Annotated in this window: 19 protein-coding genes; 9 read left to right on the forward strand and 10 right to left on the reverse strand. The window is 62.2% G+C overall.

Translation table 11 applies throughout. The annotated features are described in order from the left end of the window. Window positions 1-7: 7 nt before the first annotated feature. From cydB to cydP, 3 genes are read right to left on the reverse strand one after another with little or no spacing between them, the layout of a single operon-like run. On the reverse strand, window positions 8-1,150 hold the full coding sequence (cydB, locus tag BLV18_RS13100; RefSeq protein ID WP_090359110.1) for a cytochrome d ubiquinol oxidase subunit II: 1,143 nt from the start codon (window positions 1,148-1,150) through the stop codon (window positions 8-10). Next, a complete protein-coding gene (locus tag BLV18_RS13105; RefSeq protein ID WP_090359112.1) occupies window positions 1,150-2,736 on the reverse strand; it encodes a cytochrome ubiquinol oxidase subunit I in 1,587 nt (528 codons plus the stop codon). The genes cydB and BLV18_RS13105 overlap by 1 nt, the downstream gene beginning before the upstream one ends. After that, on the reverse strand, window positions 2,733-2,930 hold the full coding sequence (cydP, locus tag BLV18_RS13110; RefSeq protein ID WP_090359113.1) for a cytochrome oxidase putative small subunit CydP: 198 nt from the start codon (window positions 2,928-2,930) through the stop codon (window positions 2,733-2,735). The genes BLV18_RS13105 and cydP overlap by 4 nt, the downstream gene beginning before the upstream one ends. Before the next feature lie 226 nt (window positions 2,931-3,156). Here cydP and BLV18_RS13115 point away from each other — a divergent pair, with 226 nt between their 5' ends. Then, complete coding sequence (locus BLV18_RS13115) at window positions 3,157-5,268, forward strand: TonB-dependent siderophore receptor (RefSeq protein ID WP_090359116.1); 2,112 nt, start codon at window positions 3,157-3,159, stop codon at window positions 5,266-5,268. 51 nt (window positions 5,269-5,319) lie between these two features. On the opposite strand, the gene BLV18_RS13120 is transcribed toward BLV18_RS13115, so the two are convergent. Next, the gene (locus tag BLV18_RS13120) at window positions 5,320-7,212 is read right to left on the reverse strand and encodes a methyl-accepting chemotaxis protein (RefSeq protein WP_090359118.1); all 1,893 of its coding nucleotides are present in this window, start codon (window positions 7,210-7,212) and stop codon (window positions 5,320-5,322) included. 254 nt (window positions 7,213-7,466) lie between these two features. On the opposite strand from BLV18_RS13120, the gene BLV18_RS13125 reads away from it, so the two are divergent. Further along, the gene (locus BLV18_RS13125; protein ID WP_090359120.1) at window positions 7,467-8,000 is read left to right on the forward strand and encodes a cytochrome b; all 534 of its coding nucleotides are present in this window, start codon (window positions 7,467-7,469) and stop codon (window positions 7,998-8,000) included. A gap of 20 nt (window positions 8,001-8,020) precedes the next feature. Here the strand turns inward: BLV18_RS13125 and BLV18_RS13130 are convergent, their stop codons facing one another. Continuing rightward, complete coding sequence (locus BLV18_RS13130; RefSeq protein WP_090359123.1) at window positions 8,021-9,508, reverse strand: YdgA family protein; 1,488 nt, start codon at window positions 9,506-9,508, stop codon at window positions 8,021-8,023. A gap of 305 nt (window positions 9,509-9,813) precedes the next feature. Between BLV18_RS13130 and BLV18_RS13135 the strand changes: the two genes are divergently transcribed. After that, window positions 9,814-10,179 carry a response regulator gene (locus BLV18_RS13135; RefSeq protein WP_090359125.1) on the forward strand — a complete coding sequence of 122 codons (366 nt, stop codon included), beginning with the start codon at window positions 9,814-9,816 and terminating at the stop codon, window positions 10,177-10,179. Window positions 10,180-10,288: 109 nt separating this feature from the next. On the opposite strand, the gene BLV18_RS13140 is transcribed toward BLV18_RS13135, so the two are convergent. The 3 genes from BLV18_RS13140 to BLV18_RS22240 all read right to left on the reverse strand — a co-directional run bounded on the left by BLV18_RS13140 (window position 10,289) and on the right by BLV18_RS22240 (window position 12,209). Then, window positions 10,289-10,969 (reverse strand): GNAT family N-acetyltransferase, encoded by a 681-nt coding sequence (locus BLV18_RS13140; protein WP_090359127.1) that lies wholly within the window; start codon window positions 10,967-10,969, stop codon window positions 10,289-10,291. Between the two features lie 109 nt (window positions 10,970-11,078). Next, entirely contained in the window at window positions 11,079-11,831 is a 753-nt protein-coding gene (locus BLV18_RS13145; RefSeq protein WP_090359129.1) for an SDR family oxidoreductase, read from the reverse strand. Between the two features lie 21 nt (window positions 11,832-11,852). Continuing rightward, entirely contained in the window at window positions 11,853-12,209 is a 357-nt protein-coding gene (locus tag BLV18_RS22240) for a hypothetical protein (protein WP_139211023.1), read from the reverse strand. Window positions 12,210-12,377: 168 nt separating this feature from the next. Between BLV18_RS22240 and fnr the strand changes: the two genes are divergently transcribed. From fnr to BLV18_RS13170, 4 genes are all read left to right on the forward strand, one after another. Beyond that, a complete protein-coding gene (gene fnr, locus BLV18_RS13155; protein WP_049858749.1) occupies window positions 12,378-13,115 on the forward strand; it encodes a fumarate/nitrate reduction transcriptional regulator Fnr in 738 nt (245 codons plus the stop codon). A 216-nt stretch (window positions 13,116-13,331) separates the two neighbouring features. Then, window positions 13,332-13,880 (forward strand): adenine phosphoribosyltransferase, encoded by a 549-nt coding sequence (locus BLV18_RS13160; protein WP_090359133.1) that lies wholly within the window; start codon window positions 13,332-13,334, stop codon window positions 13,878-13,880. Between the two features lie 108 nt (window positions 13,881-13,988). Next, on the forward strand, window positions 13,989-15,050 hold the full coding sequence (locus BLV18_RS13165) for an SDR family oxidoreductase (RefSeq protein WP_090359135.1): 1,062 nt from the start codon (window positions 13,989-13,991) through the stop codon (window positions 15,048-15,050). Window positions 15,051-15,196: 146 nt separating this feature from the next. Continuing rightward, window positions 15,197-15,919: a CatB-related O-acetyltransferase gene (locus tag BLV18_RS13170; protein WP_090359137.1), complete on the forward strand. Its 723-nt coding sequence runs from the start codon at window positions 15,197-15,199 to the stop codon at window positions 15,917-15,919. Window positions 15,920-16,152: 233 nt separating this feature from the next. On the opposite strand, the gene BLV18_RS13175 is transcribed toward BLV18_RS13170, so the two are convergent. Together BLV18_RS13175 and BLV18_RS13180 are read right to left on the reverse strand one after the other, a co-directional pair. Then, entirely contained in the window at window positions 16,153-17,019 is an 867-nt protein-coding gene (locus BLV18_RS13175) for a manganese catalase family protein (RefSeq protein WP_090359139.1), read from the reverse strand. Window positions 17,020-17,691: 672 nt separating this feature from the next. Beyond that, window positions 17,692-18,588: a DUF808 domain-containing protein gene (locus BLV18_RS13180; protein WP_167375946.1), complete on the reverse strand. Its 897-nt coding sequence runs from the start codon at window positions 18,586-18,588 to the stop codon at window positions 17,692-17,694. A 161-nt stretch (window positions 18,589-18,749) separates the two neighbouring features. Between BLV18_RS13180 and BLV18_RS13185 the strand changes: the two genes are divergently transcribed. Continuing rightward, window positions 18,750-19,355: a TetR/AcrR family transcriptional regulator gene (locus BLV18_RS13185; protein WP_049858757.1), complete on the forward strand. Its 606-nt coding sequence runs from the start codon at window positions 18,750-18,752 to the stop codon at window positions 19,353-19,355. Window positions 19,356-19,452: 97 nt separating this feature from the next. Continuing rightward, a complete protein-coding gene (locus tag BLV18_RS13190; RefSeq protein WP_090359143.1) occupies window positions 19,453-20,268 on the forward strand; it encodes an ion transporter in 816 nt (271 codons plus the stop codon). Window positions 20,269-20,306: the final 38 nt, after the last annotated feature.

Below are 20,306 nucleotides of genomic sequence, written 5' to 3' on the forward strand. Positions count from 1 at the left end.
GGCTCCTTCAGTAAAGACTGTGCGCGTTCTGCTCGATCTGAGCGGTGGTGACCCGGCCCCACATGCGGCGGTAGCACCACAGGGTGTAGCAAAGGATCAAGGGCACGAAGATGCCGGCGGCGACCAGCATGATCAGCAGGGTCTTGTGGCTGGACACCGCGTCCCACACGGTCAGGCTCGACGCCGGATCCAGGCTGGAGGGCATGACGAACGGGAACAGCGCAAAGCCTGCGGTGCACAGTGTGCCGACGATCGCCAGGCTGCTGCCGGCGAAGGCCAGCGAGGCGCGCCGACCTGCGGCGGCCAACAGCGCCAGCACACCGCCGAGCATGCCCAGCACCGGAGCGATGGCCGTCAGCGGATGGCGCACGTAATTGCCCATCCAGCCTGGGTTGCCGCTGACGACCGTCTTGGCCAAGGGGTTGAGCGCCAGTTGCGGATCCAGATTCGAACTGATCACCAGGCCCTGCACATGACCGCTCGCCAGCCAGACACCGGCGGCGCCGAAGGCCAGCACGAACAGTACCGCCATGGCCACGGCAGCCTGCCGGGCACGTCCGGCGATCGCGCCTTCGGTGCGCATCATCAGCCAGGTTCCGCCGTGCAGGCTCAGCAGGCTCAGGCTGACCACGCCGGCGAGCAGGCCGAAGGGGCTGAGCAGTTGCCAGAACGAGCCGTGGTAGCTGGAACGCAAGGTGTCGTCGAAACGAAACGGCAGGCCCAGCAGCAGGTTGCCGAAGGCGACGCCGAACACCAGCGCCGGTACCACGCCGCCCACGAACAAGCCCCAGTCCCAGCTCTGCCGCCAGCGCGTGTTGGCCAGTTTGCTGCGGTAATCGAAGCCCACCGGACGCACGAACAGGGCGAACAGCACCAGCAGCAAGGCCCAGTAAAGGCCGGAGAAGGCTGCGGCGTAGACCAGTGGCCAGGCTGCGAACAAGGCGCCACCGGCCGTGATCAGCCAGACCTGATTGCCATCCCAGTGCGGTGCGATGGTGTTGATTACCACGCGGCGCTCGTTGTCATTGCGGCCGACGAAGGGCATCAGCACGGCGGCGCCCAGGTCGAACCCGTCGGTCAGGGCAAAGCCGATCAGCAGCACGCCGACCAACACCCACCAGATCAACTTGAGATTCTCGTAATCGAACATCAGATGGCTCCCTGTAGCGGACCGTGGGACAACGCCGCCCCGCGTTCGAAGTGATAGCGACCGGTGTGCAGGCTGCTCGGGCCCTGTCGAGTGAACTTGATCATCAGGTACATCTCGATCACCAGCAGCACGGTGTAGAACGCGGCCAGGGCCAGCAGCGATCCCCAGACGTCACCCGTGGAAAGACTCGACGCCGACAGGTGGGTGGGCAGCACTTCACCGATCGACCAGGGCTGGCGGCCGTGTTCGGCGACGTACCAGCCGGTTTGGGTCGCGACCCACGGCAACGGCAGGCTGAACAGCGCCCACTTGAGCAGCCAGGGTTTGCGTGTTTCGTTGCGGCGGATCGAGGCCCAGAAGGCGCAGATGAACAGACCCAGCATCAGCACGCCGCTGAGCACCATGAGGCGGAAGGTCCAGAAGATCGACGCCACACCGGGGATCGAGTCCAGTGCGGCGGCTTCGATCTGCGCGTCGCTGGCGTCGACCACGGTGTCGGTGTACTTCTTCAGCAGCAGGCCATAACCCAGGTCTTTCTTGACCTGATTGAAGGCGCTCAGGGTCTGTTCGCTGAGGTCGCCGCCGCGCAGTTGCCCCAGCAGTGCGTAGGCCTGCATGCCATTGCGGATGCGTGCCTGGTGCTCGATCACCAGGTCCTTGATGCCGGTGACCTGCTTGTCCACCGAGCGGGTGGCGATGATGCCCATGACGTAGGGGATCTTCACCGCGTAGTCGGTGCGTTGTTCAGCCTGGTTGGGCAGGCCGAACAAGGTGAAGGCGGCTGGTGCCGGTTCGGTCTCCCATTCCGCTTCGATGGCGGCCAATTTGGTTTTCTGCACGTCGCCGATCTCGTAGCCGGACTCATCGCCCAGCACGATCACCGAGAGGATCGACGCCATGCCGAACGCGGCGGCGATGGCGAACGAGCGCCGGGCGAAAGCGATGTCGCGGCCCTTGAGCAGGTACCAGCTGGAGATCGCCAGGATGAAGACCGCGCCGGTGACGTAGCCGGCGGCCACGGTGTGGACGAACTTGACCTGGGCCACCGGGTTGAACAGCAGGTCGGTGAAGCTGGTGAGCTCCATGCGCATGGTGACGAAGTTGAACTCGGCGCCCACCGGGTTTTGCATCCAGCCGTTGGCGATCAGGATCCACAACGCGGAAAGGTTCGAGCCCAGCGCGACCAGCCAGGTCACCGCCAAGTGCTGCTTGCGTGAGAGGCGGTCCCAGCCGAAGAAGAACAAGCCGATGAAGGTCGATTCGAGGAAGAACGCCATCAGGCCTTCGATGGCCAGCGGCGCACCGAAGATATCGCCCACGTAGTGGCTGTAATAGGCCCAGTTGGTGCCGAACTGGAATTCCATGGTCAGCCCGGTGGTCACGCCCAGGGCGAAGTTGATGCCGAACAGCTTGCCCCAGAACTGGGTCATGTCCTTGTACACCTGCTTGCCGGTCATGACGTAGACCGATTCCATGATGGCGAGCAGGAACGCCATGCCGATGGTCAGGGGCACGAACAGAAAGTGATAGAGCGCGGTCATGGCGAACTGCAGCCGAGAAAGGTCGACGACTGATTCGGAGATCATTTCAGGTTCTTCTCGAGAGGTGGGGAAGCGGAGCCGAGCACATGCTGGCCGACGGTGGTGCCGTCATCCTTGACGTCTACGCCCGCGTCGAACCACAGGCTGCGAATGCCCAGCAGCAGGACCAGCTTGATCAGCAGAATCACGGCGATTTCCCGCGCAAGCGGTTTCTTGAGGAAGTCGAAGTGTCCGGACATGGGTGGCACTCGGTGTCGGGCGGGTCGGTAGGTGGGCGGATTTTCTGCCCGCACCGCCAGACGGCCATTGATCCAGATCAATGATTCTCGAGCGCCAAGCTGCGACCAAGCGCCACAGTGACTGCTCAGGGAGGAACACCGCTTCCAGAAGATGTAGAAAAGAGATAGGCAACGGCGCAATTCATGACGTTATAATATAACTATAATCACCAATGGACTGCTGCACATGCGCTCACCTCGCTTCGCCCCCCTGGCCGGCTTCGCCTTCAGCGTGCTGGGGTTGCCCGCCTATGCCGAAACCCCGCCCGAGACCCTTGAACTGGAAGCCATCAGCGTCACCGCTGGCGGCGAAATGGAGACGGCCAATGGCCCGGTCACAGGCTACCGCGCCACGCGCTCGGGCAGCGCGACCAAGACCGACGCTGCGATCAAGGACATCCCCCAGGCCGTGAGCGTGGTTCCGGTAAAGGTCCTGGAGGACCTGGGCAGCACCAACGTGGAGCGGGCCCTGCAATACGCAGGTGGGGTGTCCCAGCAGAACAACTTCGGCGGGCTGACGCTCTACGAATACAGCGTGCGCGGCTTCACCACCTCGGAGTTCTACCGCGACGGTTTCAGCGCCAACCGTGGCTATCCCGCTACACCGGACGTGTCCAGCATCGAGCGCATCGAGGTGCTCAAGGGGCCGGCCGCCAGCTTGTACGGCCGGGGCGACCCCGGTGGGACGGTCAACATCGTCAGCAAGAAACCGCAGGCCGAATCCTTCGCCCGCCTGTACGGCAGTGCCGGCTCATGGGATCGCTACCGCACCAGCCTGGACCTGAACACCCCGCTCGATGACGAAGGTCAGGTGCTCAGCCGCGTCAACCTGGCGGTGGAGGACAACCACAGCTTTCGTGACCATGTGCAGAACAAGCGGGTGTACGTGGCGCCGTCGCTGAGCTGGCAACTGGATCCGGATACCTCATTGCTGGTGGAGACCGAACTGGTGCGGCATCAGTCGGCGTTCGACCGCGGTGTGGTTGCACCTGGCAACGGCTGGGGTGGCGGCTCGCGGCGGACCTTTCTCGGCGAACCCAACGACGGTTTCATCGACAACGACAACAACCGTATCCAGGCCGCGCTGGAGCACCGCCTCAGCGACGACTGGCAACTGCGCGTGGCCAGCCACTACAAACAGGGCGAGCTGAGCGGCGATGCCAGCGAGGCCCGCGCGCTCAACGCCGACGGACGCACCGTCAACCGCCGCTATCGCGAGCGCGACATGGATTGGCACGACAGCATCAGCCAGGTCGAGCTGCGTGGCTTTCTCGACACCGCCAGCGTGCAGCATGAACTGTTGATCGGCACCGAGTATGAGGATTACCGCAAGAGCGAACGGGTGACCAACACAGCCGGTGCCTATCCCATCGACATCTTCAATCCGGTGTATGGCCAGGCCAAACCCACCGGCGCGCGTTCTGGCACCGACTTCCGCGAGCATGTGCGCAGCCACGCGCTGAACCTGCAGGATCAACTGGTCTTCAGTGAAAAGCTGCGCGGCATGCTCGGGGTTCGCTACGAACATTTCGACCAGCGTATCGCCGACTACACCACTGGCAACCGCAGTACCCAGCGCCAGGATGCCGTCACCCAGCGCGCCGGCCTGCTCTACCAGCTCACGCCGCAATGGGGTGTGTTCGCCAATGCGTCCACCTCGTTCAAGCCCAACAACGGCCTGGATGCCAGTGGCAAGTCATTCGACCCGGAAGAAGGCATCGGCTACGAAGCCGGTTTCAAGGCCGAACTGTTCGACGAACGCCTGAGCGCCACCTTGGCAGCCTTTCACATCGACAAGGAAAACGTGCTGGCGCTGGACCCGACGAGCAACCTCAACCGGGCCATCGGCAAGGCACGCAGCCAGGGCGTCGACCTGCAGTTCAGCGGCCAGTTGAGCGACGCGCTGCGTGTGATCGGCGCCTACGCCTGGATCGATGCCGAGGTGACCGAGGGCGATGCCAGCGTGCCCAAGGGCAGCCGCCTGCTCGGTATGGCACGCAACAGCGCCAGCCTGCTGGGCGTCTATGAGTTTCAGGATGGTCGGCTGCGCGGTTCCGATATCGGCGCAGCGTTCACCTACGTGGGCGACCGGTCCGGGGAGTCGGGGGGCAATTTCGAGCTGCCCGCCTACCACACGGTCGATCTGCTGGCGCACTACAAGGCTAGCGACAAGGTCACCCTGGGCGTCAACCTGAACAACCTGTTCGACGAGAAGTACTTCGAGCGTTCCTACAGCAACTACTGGGCGATGCCCGGCGAGCCGCGCAACCTGACCTTCAGCGTGGCGATGGATCTGTAGCCTGACGCGGCTCCTTCCCTGGAAGCCGTCGTGCCGGCGCAGGCCGGGTGATCAGATGCGGAAACTGCCGACCAGTTGCTTGAGGCGCAACGCCTGCTGTTCGAGGTCGGCGCACGCGCGCAGAGTGGATTGCAGGTTCTCGACACCCTCTTGATTGAGGGTGTTGATCTCGGTGATATCGACGTTGATGGATTCCACCACCGAGGTCTGCTCTTCGGTGGCTGCGGCCACCGACTGGTTCATGCCGTCGATCTCGCCGATGCGCTGGGTCACGCTGACCAGACGTTCGCCGGCCTGGTTGGCGATGGTGACGCTGGATTCGCTCTGGCCCTGGCTTTCGTTCATCAGGATGACGGCCTGGCGCGCCCCCACCTGCAACTGCTCGATCATGCCCTGCACCTGCTGGGCCGATTCCTGGGTACGGTGCGCCAGATTGCGCACTTCGTCGGCGACCACGGCGAAACCGCGCCCTGCTTCGCCAGCCCGCGCCGCTTCGATGGCGGCATTGAGCGCGAGCAGGTTGGTCTGCTGGGAAATGCTGGTGATCACTTCCAGGATCTGACCGATGTTCACCGTGCTGGCATTGAGGCTTTCGATGTTGCCGCACGAGCCGCTGATTTTCTGCGACAGCAGGTTCATGGCGCTGATGGTCTGGCCAACCACGGCCTGGCCATCGGCGGCCAGATTGCGCGCGGCACTGGAGTGCTGCGACGCCAGGGCGGCGTTCTGGGCGATTTCCTGCGCGGCGGCGCCCAGTTCGTTGATGGCCGCCGCCACGCTGCTGGTGCGGTTGGCCTGCTGATCGGAGTTGAGCATCGAAGAGTTCGAAGCGCTGACCACCCGCTGGGCCACTTCGTTGACCTGGCCGGTGGCCGAGGACACTTCGCGGATCGAGTCGTGGATACGCTCCACGAAACGGTTGAAGGACAGGGCCAGGGTGCCGAATTCATCGGCGCTGTGGATGCTCAGGCGACGGGTCAGATCACCCTCGCCTTCGGCAATGTCGTGCATGGCCCGGCCCATGGTATGAAGCGGCTGCATCAGCAGGCGAATCAGCATGCCCAGCAAGGCGATGATCAGGACCACGGCCACGATCGTGGCGATCACCGCCGAGCTGCGGAATTGGCTGAGCATGGCGTAGGCCTTGGCCTTGTCCATGCTCAGACCGATGTACCAGTCCACCGAAGGCAGGCCCTCGACCTTGGCGAAGGTGACGATGGAGACGCGGCCATCGCGTTCGACTTCGGTCACGTCATCGCCGATGCGCGGGGTGTGCTGCGGGTACACGTCCTTGAGCGATTTCATGACCAACTGGCTGTCGGGATGAACCAGGATCTTGCCATCGCCGCTGACCAGAAAGGCGTAGCCACCGCCGTCGAAATCCAGCGAGTTGATGGTCTTGACCAGGGTGTCCAGGCTCAGGTCGCCACCCACGACGCCTACCGGCTGGCCGTTGCTGCTCATGGCGGGGGTGGCGATGGTGAGGATGGTCTTGCCGTTGGCGGCATCGATGTAGGGCTCGGTGAGAACGGTCCGACGCGCACTCATGGCATCGGTGTACCAGGGCCGCGTGCGTGCATCGTAGCCTTCGGGCATGGTGTCCGGTGGCTCCAGAAAGTAGTTGCCGGAGACATCGCCCAGGTAGGCGAAGTCAAAGTTGGCCAGCAGGGTTTTCTGCTTGAGCAACGCGCCCACGGCTTCGGCACTGGGGTTGAAGGCAACGCTCTCGGCCAGGGTTTCGGCCAGCAGGATACGACCCGAGAGCCAGTGCTGAATGTTGGTGGACGTGGCGCTGCCCATTTCGTGCAGGTAGCTTTCCAGGTCGTCGCGAATGGCGTTGCGCTGCAGATAATCGTTGTACAAAGTGAACAGCGCGAAGGCTGCAGTCACGATGAGCGAGGCGGCCAGGAGAATCTTGTGGCTGAATTTCAGGGTTTTTTGCATGGCCGATAGGTCCGCTGTGTAGTTGCAGGGGCTATCGGCACCGAGTTGCCGCTATTGAATGAAATGAAACAGAAACGTGAATCGATTCATCTTTTCCGACTGGCGGTTATAGGGTCATCGGACAATGCCCGCCTGACCGGTACGCCGTTCGCACCACGGCAGTAACGGACATACTATGACCCAGTGGGTGCAGCCGGTCGGCACGCCGACGTCGAGATACGTCCGCCAGGTGCGGCGCTTGAGGAAGTGAGAGGATGGTGATCGAACGCTACAACGGCTTCGCCCAGGCATTGCACTGGCTGACGGTCGCCGCGCTGTGCCTGGTACTGCCCTGTGTCTGGGTCGCGGAGAACTTCCCACCCGGCCCGGTGCGGGTGCTCTGGTACCTGGCCCATGAATCCATGGGCATCAGCGTCGGCCTGCTGGTGCTGATCCGGCTGACCTGGCGCTGGCGGTACCCAGCTCCGGCCTATCGTTCGGACATCGGCGCGTGCACCAGGATGCTCGCCCACTTGAACCATGGCCTGTTGTACGCCGTACTGCTGGCCATGCCGGTGACTGGCTACCTGATGGCGGGTAATGGCCAGGATGTGCCGTTCTTCGGCCTGGTATCGCTGCCTGGATTCGCCAAGAACGAGGACCTGGGCAAACTGGCCAACACCGTCCATGTGTGGGGCCAGTTTGCGGTGTACGGCCTGATCGTCCTGCACGTGGCCGCCACGGTATGGCACGTGGCGGTGCGGCGCGACGGCATGCTCGAACGCATGTTGCCGCCGCAGCGCGACTGACGCTTGCGGCACCCCTGCCCTCAGCGCTGCCCCATGACGCCGACCTGGCCGAGCATCTGGGCGAATTGCTGCAGCGGCATCTTCTGACCGTTGAAATCCACCACGGCATCGCTGTAGCGCAGGGTAGCGCGCAAGTGTTCGCCTTCATCCTTGACCAAGCCCAGCATCTGCCCCAAGCCGGCAATGGTCGCAGTCAGATCACGTCCGGCCTGGGCCACACGCGCCGGGTCGGTCTGCCCTTGCAGGCTTGCCTGCAGACTGCCCACGTCGGCCAGCATCGGCTTGGACACTTGCAAATCGGCCTGCAGACTGGGGATCAGCGCAGGCCAATAGGCAGAAGAGCCTGGTTGCGTCGGCGCCGGATTAGCCAGTTGCGCCGTCATGCTCAAATGGCTCTCACCGTGTTCGGTGGCCAGGCTCAACCGCTCCAGTTGCAAGCGGGGCTTGGCATCGAGCAGTCTGCCGATGACCGCGTCCAGTTGTTGGCGCTGCACCTGGGTCAAGCGCAAGGGCGGTAAGGTGCCATCAGGCAGAGGTGTCTGCCACTGCGGGGCAATGACGGTACGGTACAGATCGCCGAATTCGCGGCTGGCGGCGATGTCGAGGTTGGCCAGCTTGACGCTCATCTGAAGCGCGCCGACCGGGCGGCTGGCATAGTTCAAGGCGCCGACGCTGTAGCTGGCCTGGACATCCAGATTGCCTTCGACTTCCTGCATCAGGCCGGAAGCGGAAAGATTTTCCACCCGTACGGGCGCAACATCGGCGCCTTGCAGGCTGGCCTCGGCCAGCTTGAGATCGGAGTGCCCCAGGTACAGGCCGGAGGCGCCCAGGGTGCCACCGGTGTCGAAACTCAGGCCTTTGAACTGCGCCTGGAGGCGTCCGGCCTGGCCTTCGATATCGGCGAGCAGTTCATCGCTCTGACCGGTCAGGCTGTAGCGGCTGGCGTCGGCGTTCAGCGTCAGGCGTGCATTCAAGCCGGAAAACCGGACGGTGTCATTGGTTTCGCGGGCGTCGAGCGGCAGCAGTTGCAGGCGGGTATCGCTGGCGCCGTCGTAGCCAAGGCTGACCTGACCGCGCAACGGCGGCTGATTCTGGCTCATGGCGAACCAGGCCTGGGTATCGGCGTTACGCTCGAGCTCGAAGTTGCTGGCTGCCATCACCGGCATGAGCCTGAAGGCCTTGAGGTGCGACCATGGCAGTGGCCCGTGCTCGATGTGATCGACCAGCAACAGCTCGCGGCGCTCAGGTCCGGTGTCACTTTGCAGGTTGTTGAGTGTGATGCGGTAGTGCGCCGTGCTGGTGAAGAAACGTCGGTCCAGCGACAGCAGTTCGATCTGCATGCCGGGTTGGCCGTCGACGTTGAAGGACGCCGCCAATTCCCGGTTGGCTTGCGTGATGGCAGTGCTCAGGACCGGCTCCAGCTGAGTGCCGGTGTACCAGGCCCCACCCACGGTGGCGGCTGCGGCCACGACGACGATGCCAGCGAGGATGCCTGTTGCTTTGTTCATGATCGGACTCGTTCGAAAGGGTGCCGAGCCATCGGGGCTCTGGCGCAAGACGGTGGCGCGCTCGGCATGAGGTTAGCACCTGCGCTTGGTGATCAGCCAGCCAGAGAGGTGAGCGCTGCGAAGGAAAATGATGCCGCAGATGACTTTATTCGACATCGTCGATCCGGGCTGAATCTCTTTGCATATCCGTTACTTGTACGCAACAGTTTATGCCCTTTCGTCAGTCTTTTTTTCTTGGCACAGAACCCTTTCAAGTTGTATCAGTCGACTGTGTAGCCGCTTATGCATCTTTGAAGGTACGCCCCATGCCCACCGCCTCCATTCTGGTCCTCGAAGACGAAGATCTTATCCGTGATCTGCTGACGACGGTACTTGAAGATGCAGGCTTCAAGGTCACTGCATTTCAGACGGCCGACCAAGGTTGCGACTTTCTGGAGACCCATCCAGGGGAAGTCAACATGGTGGTCAGCGACATTCGCATGCCCGGGAAAATGGACGGCTACGATCTGAGCATGTTGGCCGCCGAGCGCTGGCCGGCCCTGCCGATCCTGCTTACTTCAGGTTTCTCCGGTCGCGACCTGGTGTTGGGGCCGAACGTCGAGTTCTTGCCCAAGCCCTGGACGAGCGAGCGGTTGCTGACGAAGGTCAACAAGTCGCTGCATATTCATTGATGTGAGCGTTCCGCGCCGACCTCGGCGTTCCAACGGGTGATTGATCAGGGATACCTGGGTGGCAGATGACGCGGCTTGCGCCGCTGCTACAGGGGAATGGGGCAACCGGTCAGATTTGTGAGTCCCGGGCGAATGTGGCGGCCTGGCGGGTCATGTGGTCGAGTTGCCGGTCACGCTTTTTTTCGGCGTCGAGCATGGCCCTGCGGCCGTGCTGGTTGAGCAGATAGGCGTGGATCTGCCGTACTTCCAATGACGCATAGATGGGCGCCACGTCCAGTACCGCAATGGGCTGATCGGTCGTTTCACCGTCACTGCTCAGCTTGACCTGCGGTCCTTGCGCGCCGATCACCTGAAACCCCATGTTTTCGAACCACGACACCTTGCTCACCACGCAGGCCAGTTCCACGTGGGCATGACGCTGCTCGATCACGTCGAGCAAGGCCCGCGCCACGCCCCTGCGACGTTTCGATGCGCGCACTGCCATGTAGGCCACGGTACACACCGAAGGGTCGTGCTCGGCGCGCAAGAACAAGGCGAACCCGTCCAGCGTTTCCGGCTGCGCTTCGTCCAATGCCAGGACCAGTTCCGGTCGCACCTCACGACCGCCCGACATCGCCTCCAGATACTGATGCACTTCGTAGCCGACACCGTACTGGTAAAGCTGATAGAGCGGATTGCTCGGGGTGATGCCCAGACTGCTGATGTCGGTGAGATAATCGACGACCATCTGCAGCAGCTGACTCTTGATGTCCTCGGACGGCGCGGAACTGGAATGGTGGATCAGTGACATCGGTGGCAGGGCTCCGGCAGGATGCTCGCAAGGGAAAGAGCGCCATGATAAACCCTGATCCGCGCCGATCGACAGCGTAGCGAGAGCGCACGAGTCGCAGGGAGGCGTTTCAGCCTCGCCCCACGAACGGCATGTTGGTGGCCATCACGGTCATGTTCAACACGTTCGCCGACAACGGCAGCTTGGCGATGTAGCGAACCGCGTCGACCACATGTTCCATGTCGACCATGGGTTCGACGGCGATGTCGCCATTGGCCTGGCGTACACCCTTTGTCATGCGTGCCGACAGTTCGGTCAGGGCATTGCCGATATCGATCTGGCTGCAGGCGATGTTGAACTCGCGGCCATCGAGCGCCAGGCTCTTGGTGATGCCGAGCACGGCGTGCTTGCTGGCGGTATAAGGCATGCTGAAACTGCGTGGCGTGTGCGCCGAAATCGAACCGTTGTTGATGATCCGTCCACCTTGCGGTTGTTGGCGACGCATCAATCCGAACGCAGCGCGGCAGCACAGAAATACGCCGGTGACGTTGGTCTGCAGAACGTCGGACCACTTGGCCACGTCCAGCTCGTCGATCGGCACCGCAGGGGCGCCAATGCCCGCATTGTTGAAAATCACGTCGAGGCGTCCGTAGGTCTGCTCGACGGTGGCGAACAGAGCGTCGACGCTGACGCTGTCGCGGACATCGGCCGCCACTGCCAGGGCTTCACCGCCCTGCCCCGCTATCTGCTGCGCCACCGCCTGCACGGTTTCCAGACGTCTGCCCGCCAGCACCACACAGAAACCATCGGCTGCCAGCCCCAAGGCGGTCGCCCGGCCGATGCCGCTGCCGGCACCGGTCACCAACGCTATTTTCTTCGACATGCTTGTTCCTCTGGTTTGGGGTCAGTTGCTGTCCGCCGCTCGCCCCTTGCGTTCTTCGATCATCTGCGCACCGCTCTGCTGGCGCTGCTGTTGCAAGGTGTCGGTCGTGTCCGAAGGTGAGGAGGACGCGGGCTCTTGGATCGTACTCGAACTTCGGGTGGCCGGGGCGCGATTCATGCTGCTGGACGGGTTGCGTGTGGTATTGGCCTGGGGCTGCGCAGTGCTGGCTGCCGGGGCCGTATTCACGGTCGAGCCGCCCCCGCCGCCCGCCGCAGGACCCGAGGCGCTGAGCCCGGTTGCGGCACCGACGCCGCATGAGGCCGATAAAAGCATGCCGATCACCCCGCTGTATTTCAGTGCACGAAAAAGCGTGTTCATGGGTATCTACCTTTGGCTGTGACGCGGTGGCTTTCCTGATGTAGCTGAGCCTTTGGTTCGCGCGTAGTTCCCCGCGCCTGATGGCGGTTGTTGGCCTGGAGGCGGTTGACTGGGTTACCCTTGTCCGGTCACGAGTGCTTATCAAGATGTTTCAAGAAGGATCGACCAATGTCCGAGCCGGCGAAAAACCGCGCCACTCATCAGACCCATTGCAAGGACTGCAGCCTGGCGCCCCTGTGCCTGCCCCTGTCACTGGAACTGGCCGACATGGATGCGCTGGACGATATCGTCAAGCGTGGCCGCCCGTTGAAGAAAGGCGAGTTCCTGTTTCGCCAGGGCGAAGCCTTCGATGCCGTGTACGCAGTGCGTTCGGGGGCGTTGAAGACGTTCAGCCTGAGTGACAACGGTGAGGAGCAGATCACCGGTTTTCATTTGCCCAGCGAACTGCTGGGACTGTCCGGGGTGGACAGCCAGACGTACCCGGTCACCGCGCAGGCTCAGGAAACCACTTCGGTGTGCGAGATTCCCTTCGAGCGTCTGGACGAGCTGTCGGTGCAACTGCCGCAGTTGCGTCGTCAGCTGATGCGGGTGATGAGCCGCGAGATCCGCGACGACCAACAGATGATGCTGCTGCTGTCGAAGAAGACCGCCGACGAGCGCATCGCCACCTTTCTGGTCAACCTCTCGGCTCGGCATACCGCCCGTGGCTACTCGGCTGTACAGTTTCGCCTGAGCATGTCGCGCAACGAGATCGGCAACTTTCTTGGCCTGGCGGTGGAAACCGTGTCGCGGGTGTTCACCCGTTTCCAGCAGAACGGCCTGCTCGAAGCGCAAGGCAAGGAAGTGCGTATCCTCGATGCGCAGCAGCTATGCGCCGTGGCCGGTGGCACCCTAGGGTCTGTGTGAAAAGTCTTGAGACGAAGGTCAGGCCAGGCGAAAACAGCCGAGGAAGCAGGGTTTACGGGCTGTAAATGAGCATCGCAAGGCTGTTTTCAACGCAGCATCACCGAGTATCAAGGCTTTTCACACAGAGCCTAGTCAAATGACCGCAGCCGGCGGGGCAGTACTGGCCGGCGGTGAAGGTTATACTGCGCCATCCCTGCCCTTCCAGAGCTATGACCGATGGTTTTCGACGAACACAGCTTCAAGTCCCTGATCCGCCCCGTACCGGATTTCCCCAAGCCCGGCGTGGTGTTTCGCGACATCACTCCACTGTTTCAATCACCCAAGGCCCTGCGCCTGGTGATCGACAGTTTCGTGCACCGCTACATCGACGCACAGTTCAGTCACATCGGCGCGATGGATGCGCGCGGTTTTCTGATCGGCTCCATCGTCGCCCATGAGCTGAACAAGCCACTGATCCTGTTCCGCAAGCAAGGCAAGCTGCCAGCGGACGTGCTGTGCGAGGGTTATCAGACCGAATACGGCGAAGCGTTTCTGGAAGTGCACGCCGACAGCCTGTGCGAAGGGGACTCGCTGGTGCTGTTCGATGATCTGATCGCCACTGGCGGCACACTGATCGCAGCGGCCAATCTGGTTCGGCGGATGGGCGCAGAGGTGTTCGAAGCGGCGGCCATCATCGACCTGCCCGAACTGCAAGGCTCGCAGCGTCTTCGGGACGCCGGGGTCGGCACCTTTAGCCTGACCCGCTTCGCCCTCGACGAACGCTAGGCGCTCTGCTCAGCAGCGCTGCGACGTCCCACCACACGCAATTCGATGCAGTCCCCCGCGGGATGTTGCGGTCCAACGCCACAGCATCCACTCAAAACGGGAGACAACATGACTCATTCTGCATTGGTGGTAGGCGCCAGCGGCATCGTTGGCAGCGCGACTTCGCGGCTGCTGCTGGACCAGGGTTGGCAGGTCGCTGGCTTGGCGCGCAAGCCAGCCGTGGCCGAGGGTGTCACCCCGGTCCAGGCTGACCTGCTGGACCCAGCTTCACTGGCCACGGCGCTGGCCGAGCTCAAGCCCACCCACGTCTTTTTGACCACCTGGGCCCGCCAGGACACCGAAGCGGAGAACATCCGCGTCAACGCCGCCATGGTGCGCAACGTGCTCGACGCCTTGCGCGCGGCGGGAAGCGTCAAGCATGTGGCCCTGGTCACCGGTCTCAAGCACTACCTGGGCCCGTTCGAAAACTACGGCAAGGGCAGCCTGCCGCAGACCCCGTTTCGTGAGGAGCAGGGTCGCCTGGACGTCGAGAACTTCTATTACGCCCAGGAAGATGAAGTGTTCGCCGCCGCCCAGCGCGATGGTTTCACCTGGAGCGTGCATCGCCCTCACACCATTACCGGTGTGGCTGTAGGCAACGCCATGAACATGGCGACCACCTTGGCGGTGTATGCCTCCATCTGCAAAGCCACCGGCCGCCCGTTCGTGTTCCCCGGCTCGCGCGTGCAGTGGGACAGCCTGACCGACATGACCGACGCCCGTTTGCTGGCCAAACAGTTGCTCTGGGCCAGTACGACTCCCGCGGCGGCCAATCAGGCTTTCAACGTGACCAACGGTGACGTGTTCCGCTGGAGTTGGATGTGGCAGCAGATCGCCGACTGGTTCGGTGTCGAGGCAGCGCCCTATCCGCAGCAGGTCACGCCTCTGGCAGAGCAAATGACCGACGACGCCGACGTATGGCAACAGTTGGCCCAGAAACATGGCCTGCGCGAAGCGGATATCGATCGGCTGGTTTCACCTTGGCACACCGATGCCGATCTGGGCCGTCCGATCGAGGTGGTCACTGATGTGTCCAAGAGCCGTCGACTGGGCTTCACGGAGTTTCAGGCCAGTGATCAGGCATTCTTCGACGTGTTCGAGAAGCTGCGCAGCGAACGCCTGATTCCTTGAACGCTGTAGCGGCGGCGCGAGCCGCGCCGACGGTCGATGCGTTGGGTCGATAGGATCGCGGTGCGGCCAGATAGGGCTTGCGCCGCTGCTACAGCGATCGCGCATGGGATATGCTTACGGCCCGCATGACTGATCCGGACCCTGCAATGAACGTTCTCAAACGCGCCTTCCTCGACCGCAAGCTGAAGAAAACTCTGGCGGCGCGCAAGTGCCGCCTGGACTGCGGCAGCCGCGGATTGCGCAACGGCATCGAGCTAACGCTCGAGGAAGGCGTCAAACTGCATGACGTCAAGCTGTTCGGCCAGCGCCTGAGCATCGGCGCGCACACCGATATCATGAGCGGTGCCGAGTTGCATGAAGTGTCCGAGATCGGTCGTTACTGCTCGATCGCCGCCAACACGGTCATTGGTCACAGCCGTCAGTCGCACCCGCTGGGCTGGCTGTCCACTCACAGCAAACTGTTCGCCTTGCGTGCGGCGCGAGCGCCCGGGGCGGCGGGCTATTATGTCAGTGCACCAACCACATTGGGGCACGACGTATGGGTCGGGCGCGATGCGATGATCATGGACGGCCTCAGCATCGGCACGGGCGCCGTGGTAGGCGCGCAGTCATTGGTGAACAAGGACGTGCCGCCTTACGCGATCGTCGCCGGGACCCCGGCACGGGTGATTCGCTACCGCTTCGACCCCGGTACCATCGAACGCTTGCTGGCCAGCCAGTGGTGGGAACTGGCGCCTGATGCCTTGGCCGACTTGCCCATGGAGCAGCCTGCGGCGCTGCTCGAAGCACTGGCGGAAAAACCCACAGCGCGCCTGACACCACGCCGAGTCAGGCTGCACAGTGCACCGTGGCATATTGAACCGCTTTGATCCATGGTTCGTGTCCCGTCCGGTCTTGCAGGGCTAACTCGCTCGTCAGGAATCTCTGCATCGAGTCTGCGCTTGCCTGAACGGGTTCGAAACCAGAAGCGGTCGGTGAGCCGGCAGGCCACCCATGAGTGTTGTCACTGTGCCGATCATGGACACTGAAAAACCTCCCGGCAGCCAGGCTGCGGGGAGGTTTTTTCAGTGCTCGACAGCTCCAGCGATCAGGCAAGACCGCCTTACGCCTTGCCTGAACCCAGATCGGCCCCGGTGACCGGATCGGCATCCGGATCGGATTCGGTGCGCAGCTTCATCGCCGCCAAGACATCCGCATCGTCTGCGGACAACGTTACAGAAGCGCTGCCATCACCGCCATCGACTGCCGGTTCCGGTGACTCGACGAATTCCCACTCTTCTCCCTGATTCCACGGCCCACGTACATTCGGCTCACCCGACATATTGAAGTACTTGTTGGTGAATTCCGGCATGCCCGGCAACTTGCCTTGGGGAAAGTTGGGCTGAATGGAATGCAAGGCTTTTTCGAATGACAATTGATGCGCTATTTCACGCGTCATCAAAAAGCCCAGCGCTTCTTTTACGCCCGGATCGTCCGTCACATTCATCAACCGCTCGTAGACAATCTTCGCCCGTGACTCGGCGGCAATATTGGAGCGCATATCGGCAGTGGGTTCACCGATGGTATCAATGTAGGCGGCCGTCCACGGTACACCTGCAGAGTTGACCAATGGTGCACCGGCACCATACAGCAGGCTGGTGATATGGGAATCATTGCCCGCTCCGTTGATAGCGCGGTACAACTCGCCCTCTTCCTGCACGCCTTCGGCCAACTGCCCCTTGGCGCCCTTGTTGAGCATGACGATGATCGAACCGACGATTTCCAGGTGGCTCAGCTCTTCGGTGGCGATGGACATCAGCAGGTCCTTGCGGCCCGGATCATCCTCGGCCAGAGCCTGGGTAAAATAGCGCGCCGCGGCAGCCAGTTCGCCCTGTGCGCCACCGAATTGTTCCAGCAAGAGGTTAGCCAGTCCGGGATTGGGTGCGGCCACACGCACGGTGTATTGCAAACGCTTGTTGTGCAAGAACATTGTCAAATCCTCAGGCTATCTAATTATGCTATCGGGTCATGGAGCGGCACACGGAAACTCCCGATAAACGAGAGCCACTGCTACAACGCCGTCCTAACTAGGAAGATAGATCGCCGAGTTAATGCCATTTATATTGGACGGACAGACGAAAGGTTATTTATAAAAGAATGACTACTGGCCTATCAGTATGACCTTGTCGTGTCACGAAGCATGAAATGATTGCCATTCAACTGCGAGCCTTGTTTAACGACACCTTATATCCAAGCATTCATTAACACACCTGAGTGGTCGAGCTTTTGCATGTCCAGGGGAAGGACGTTGAGTTCGTGAATACGCCGGTGGCCCAACTGAGCAAGGCGCTGCGCATGAAGTTCGTAATCTCGCAGAACACCAGGCAAACGTGGCCGCGTACACACCGAGCACCGCGTCGTTCCCGAACGCGGCTTGCGCCGCTGCTACAGAAGATTGCGGTGCCTGTAGCAGCGGCGCGAGCCGCGTCGGCGGGGTATGCGGTGTGGCTGTCGGACCGCGTCGTGGCCGGACGCGGCTAGCGCCGCTGCTACAGAAGATTGTGGTGCCTGTAGCAGCGGTGCGAGCCGCGTCGGCGGTGGATGCGGTGTGGCTGTCGGACTGCGTCGTTCCCGGGCGCGGCTTGCGCCGCTGCTAGAGGAGCTAGGATTTGCCGAAGAGCTTTTTGCCAAGGGTGACAACGGCCAGGACCACGGCGCCGGTAAGGATACCGGTCAGTGCGTCCACCAAGGTGCTGGCCACCGTGCCCATCACGCCGCCACCGGCCAACGCCACCGCTGCCTCGCTGATGTGATGCACGAACGGCAGGCCGTGGGCGATGATGCCGCCACCCACCAGAAACATGGCGATGGTGCCCAGAATCGATAACACCTTCATCAACACCGGCGCCAGCCACAGCAGACCATTGCCCAGCGCCTGACTGGCCGATCCGGTTTTCTGCTTGAGGTACAGCCCCACATCGTCCAGCTTGACGATGCCGGCCACCAGTCCATAGACACCTGCGGTGATCAGCACCGCAGTGATCACCAGCACGCCGACCTGGTCCAGGAAGGGTCGCGTTGACACCACCCCCAAGGCCAGCACGATGATTTCCGCCGAGAGGATGAAATCGGTGCGCACCGCGCCTTTGATCTTGTCCTTCTCGAACGCGACCATGTCGACCTTGGCATCGGCCATGGCGGCCTTGCGCTGCTCAAGGTCAGCAGCCGAGTCCTTGTGCAGGAACTTGTGCACCACCTTTTCGAAACCTTCGAAACACAGATAGGCACCGCCGATCATCAACAGCGGCGTGATCAGCCACGGTGCGAACGCGCTGATCAACAGCGCCGCCGGCACCAGGATCGCCTTGTTCAGCAAGGAACCCTTTGCCACTGCCCAAACCACCGGCAGTTCGCGATCCGCCTTGACCCCGGTGACCTGTTGGGCGTTGAGCGCCAGATCGTCGCCAAGCACCCCAGCGGTTTTCTTTGCGGCCAGGGAAACGTCGTCGAGCAGAGTGGCGATATCGTCGAGAAGGGTCAGCAAATTGCCTGCGGCCACGGGGAGTATCCTTATGGGTGAGTTAGGTGGCTGACGCATGGGACACCGGCTTAGTTCCCCCACAGGGCCGCTGTTGAGCGCTCGGCAAGGCCGGTGCTAACATCGCAGACCCTCCGGCGCGGCCGGATGCCACTGCGCAGAAACAAGGATCTTTGCCCACCATGAGCAGTATTCGCGAGCGCAACAAGGCCCTCATCCTGCGTGCGGCGAGCGAAGAATTCGCCGACAAGGGTTTCGCCGCCGCCAAGACCCAGGACATCGCCAGCAAGGCCGGTGTGCCCAAGCCCAACGTCTACTACTACTTCAAGTCCAAGGAAAACCTCTACCGCGAGGTGCTGGAAAGCATCATCACGCCAATCCTGCAGGCCTCCACGCCGTTCGACACGGCCGGCGAGCCGCAAGCGGTGCTGCGCGCCTATATCCGCTCCAAGATCCACATCTCCCGCGCCCTGCCCTTCGCCTCGAAAGTGTTCGCCAGCGAAATCATGCACGGCGCGCCGCACCTGAGCGCCGATCAGGTCGAGCAGCTCAACGCCCAGGCATTGCACAACATCCAGTGTCTGCAGACCTGGATCGATCGTGGGCAGATTGCTCCGGTGGACCCTCATCATCTGATGTTCAGCATCTGGGCCGCGACGCAGACCTACGCCGACTTCGACTGGCAGATCGCCTCGATCACCGGCAAGGCCAAGCTGGACGACAGCGATTACGAAGCAGCCATCGACACCATCACGCGGCTGGTGCTCAAGGGCTGCGCGCCGGAATAGCGCCACCTCGCCAGACCCGCTGACGAGGTCGGCGCACAGCCTTGCACCGACGCGGCAAAGCTCCTACGCTGTGCGCCTTCTTGGGAACCCCTTTGCCATGACCACTTTGCGTGATCGCCTGTACGTCGTCGTCTTCCAGAGCGATACCCCTGCCGGACGCCGCTTCGACAAGACCTTGTTGCTGATCATCCTCGCCAGCCTGCTGGTGGTGATCATCGACAGCGTCGAGACGGTGCACAGCCAATACGCCGACCTGTTCGCCTGGATCGAATGGGGCTTCACGTTCATCTTCGCCGTGGAGTACCTGCTGCGCCTGTACTGCTCGCCCAAGCCCCTGCGCTATGCGTTCAGCTTCTACGGCCTGATCGACCTGCTGGCGATCGTCCCCGGCATCCTGGCCATCTACTACAGCGACGCCCAGTACCTGATGATCGTACGCGTGGTGCGCATGCTGCGGATCTTCCGCGTGCTCAAGCTCAGCCCTTACCTGAAGCAGGCCAACTACCTGCTGGCGGCTCTGCGTGGCAGCAAGCAGAAGATCATCGTGTTTCTGGTGAGCGTCACCACTCTGGTCACGGTGTTCGGCACCTTGATGTACGTGGTCGAAGGTCCGCAGAACGGCTTCGCCAACATTCCCACGGGCATCTACTGGGCCATCGTCACGCTGACCACGGTCGGTTACGGCGATATCGTACCGATCACGCCGATCGGCCAGGTGCTCTCGGCGATGGTGATGATCACCGGTTACTCGATCATCGCCGTGCCCACCGGCATCTTCACCGCCGAACTGGCCAACGCCATGCGCAGCGAAGGCCTGCAGCACGAGTGCGGGGTGTGCCACAAAAGCAGCCACGAACAGACAGCCTCGTTCTGCTCCCAGTGTGGCAATGCGCTGTTCAAGAAAGCGCTATAAGCACCGCCCTTTTTGATCTAATCGCCCCCATAACGCCT

This window comes from Pseudomonas coleopterorum, assembly GCF_900105555.1.
GTDB lineage: Bacteria > Pseudomonadota > Gammaproteobacteria > Pseudomonadales > Pseudomonadaceae > Aquipseudomonas > Aquipseudomonas coleopterorum.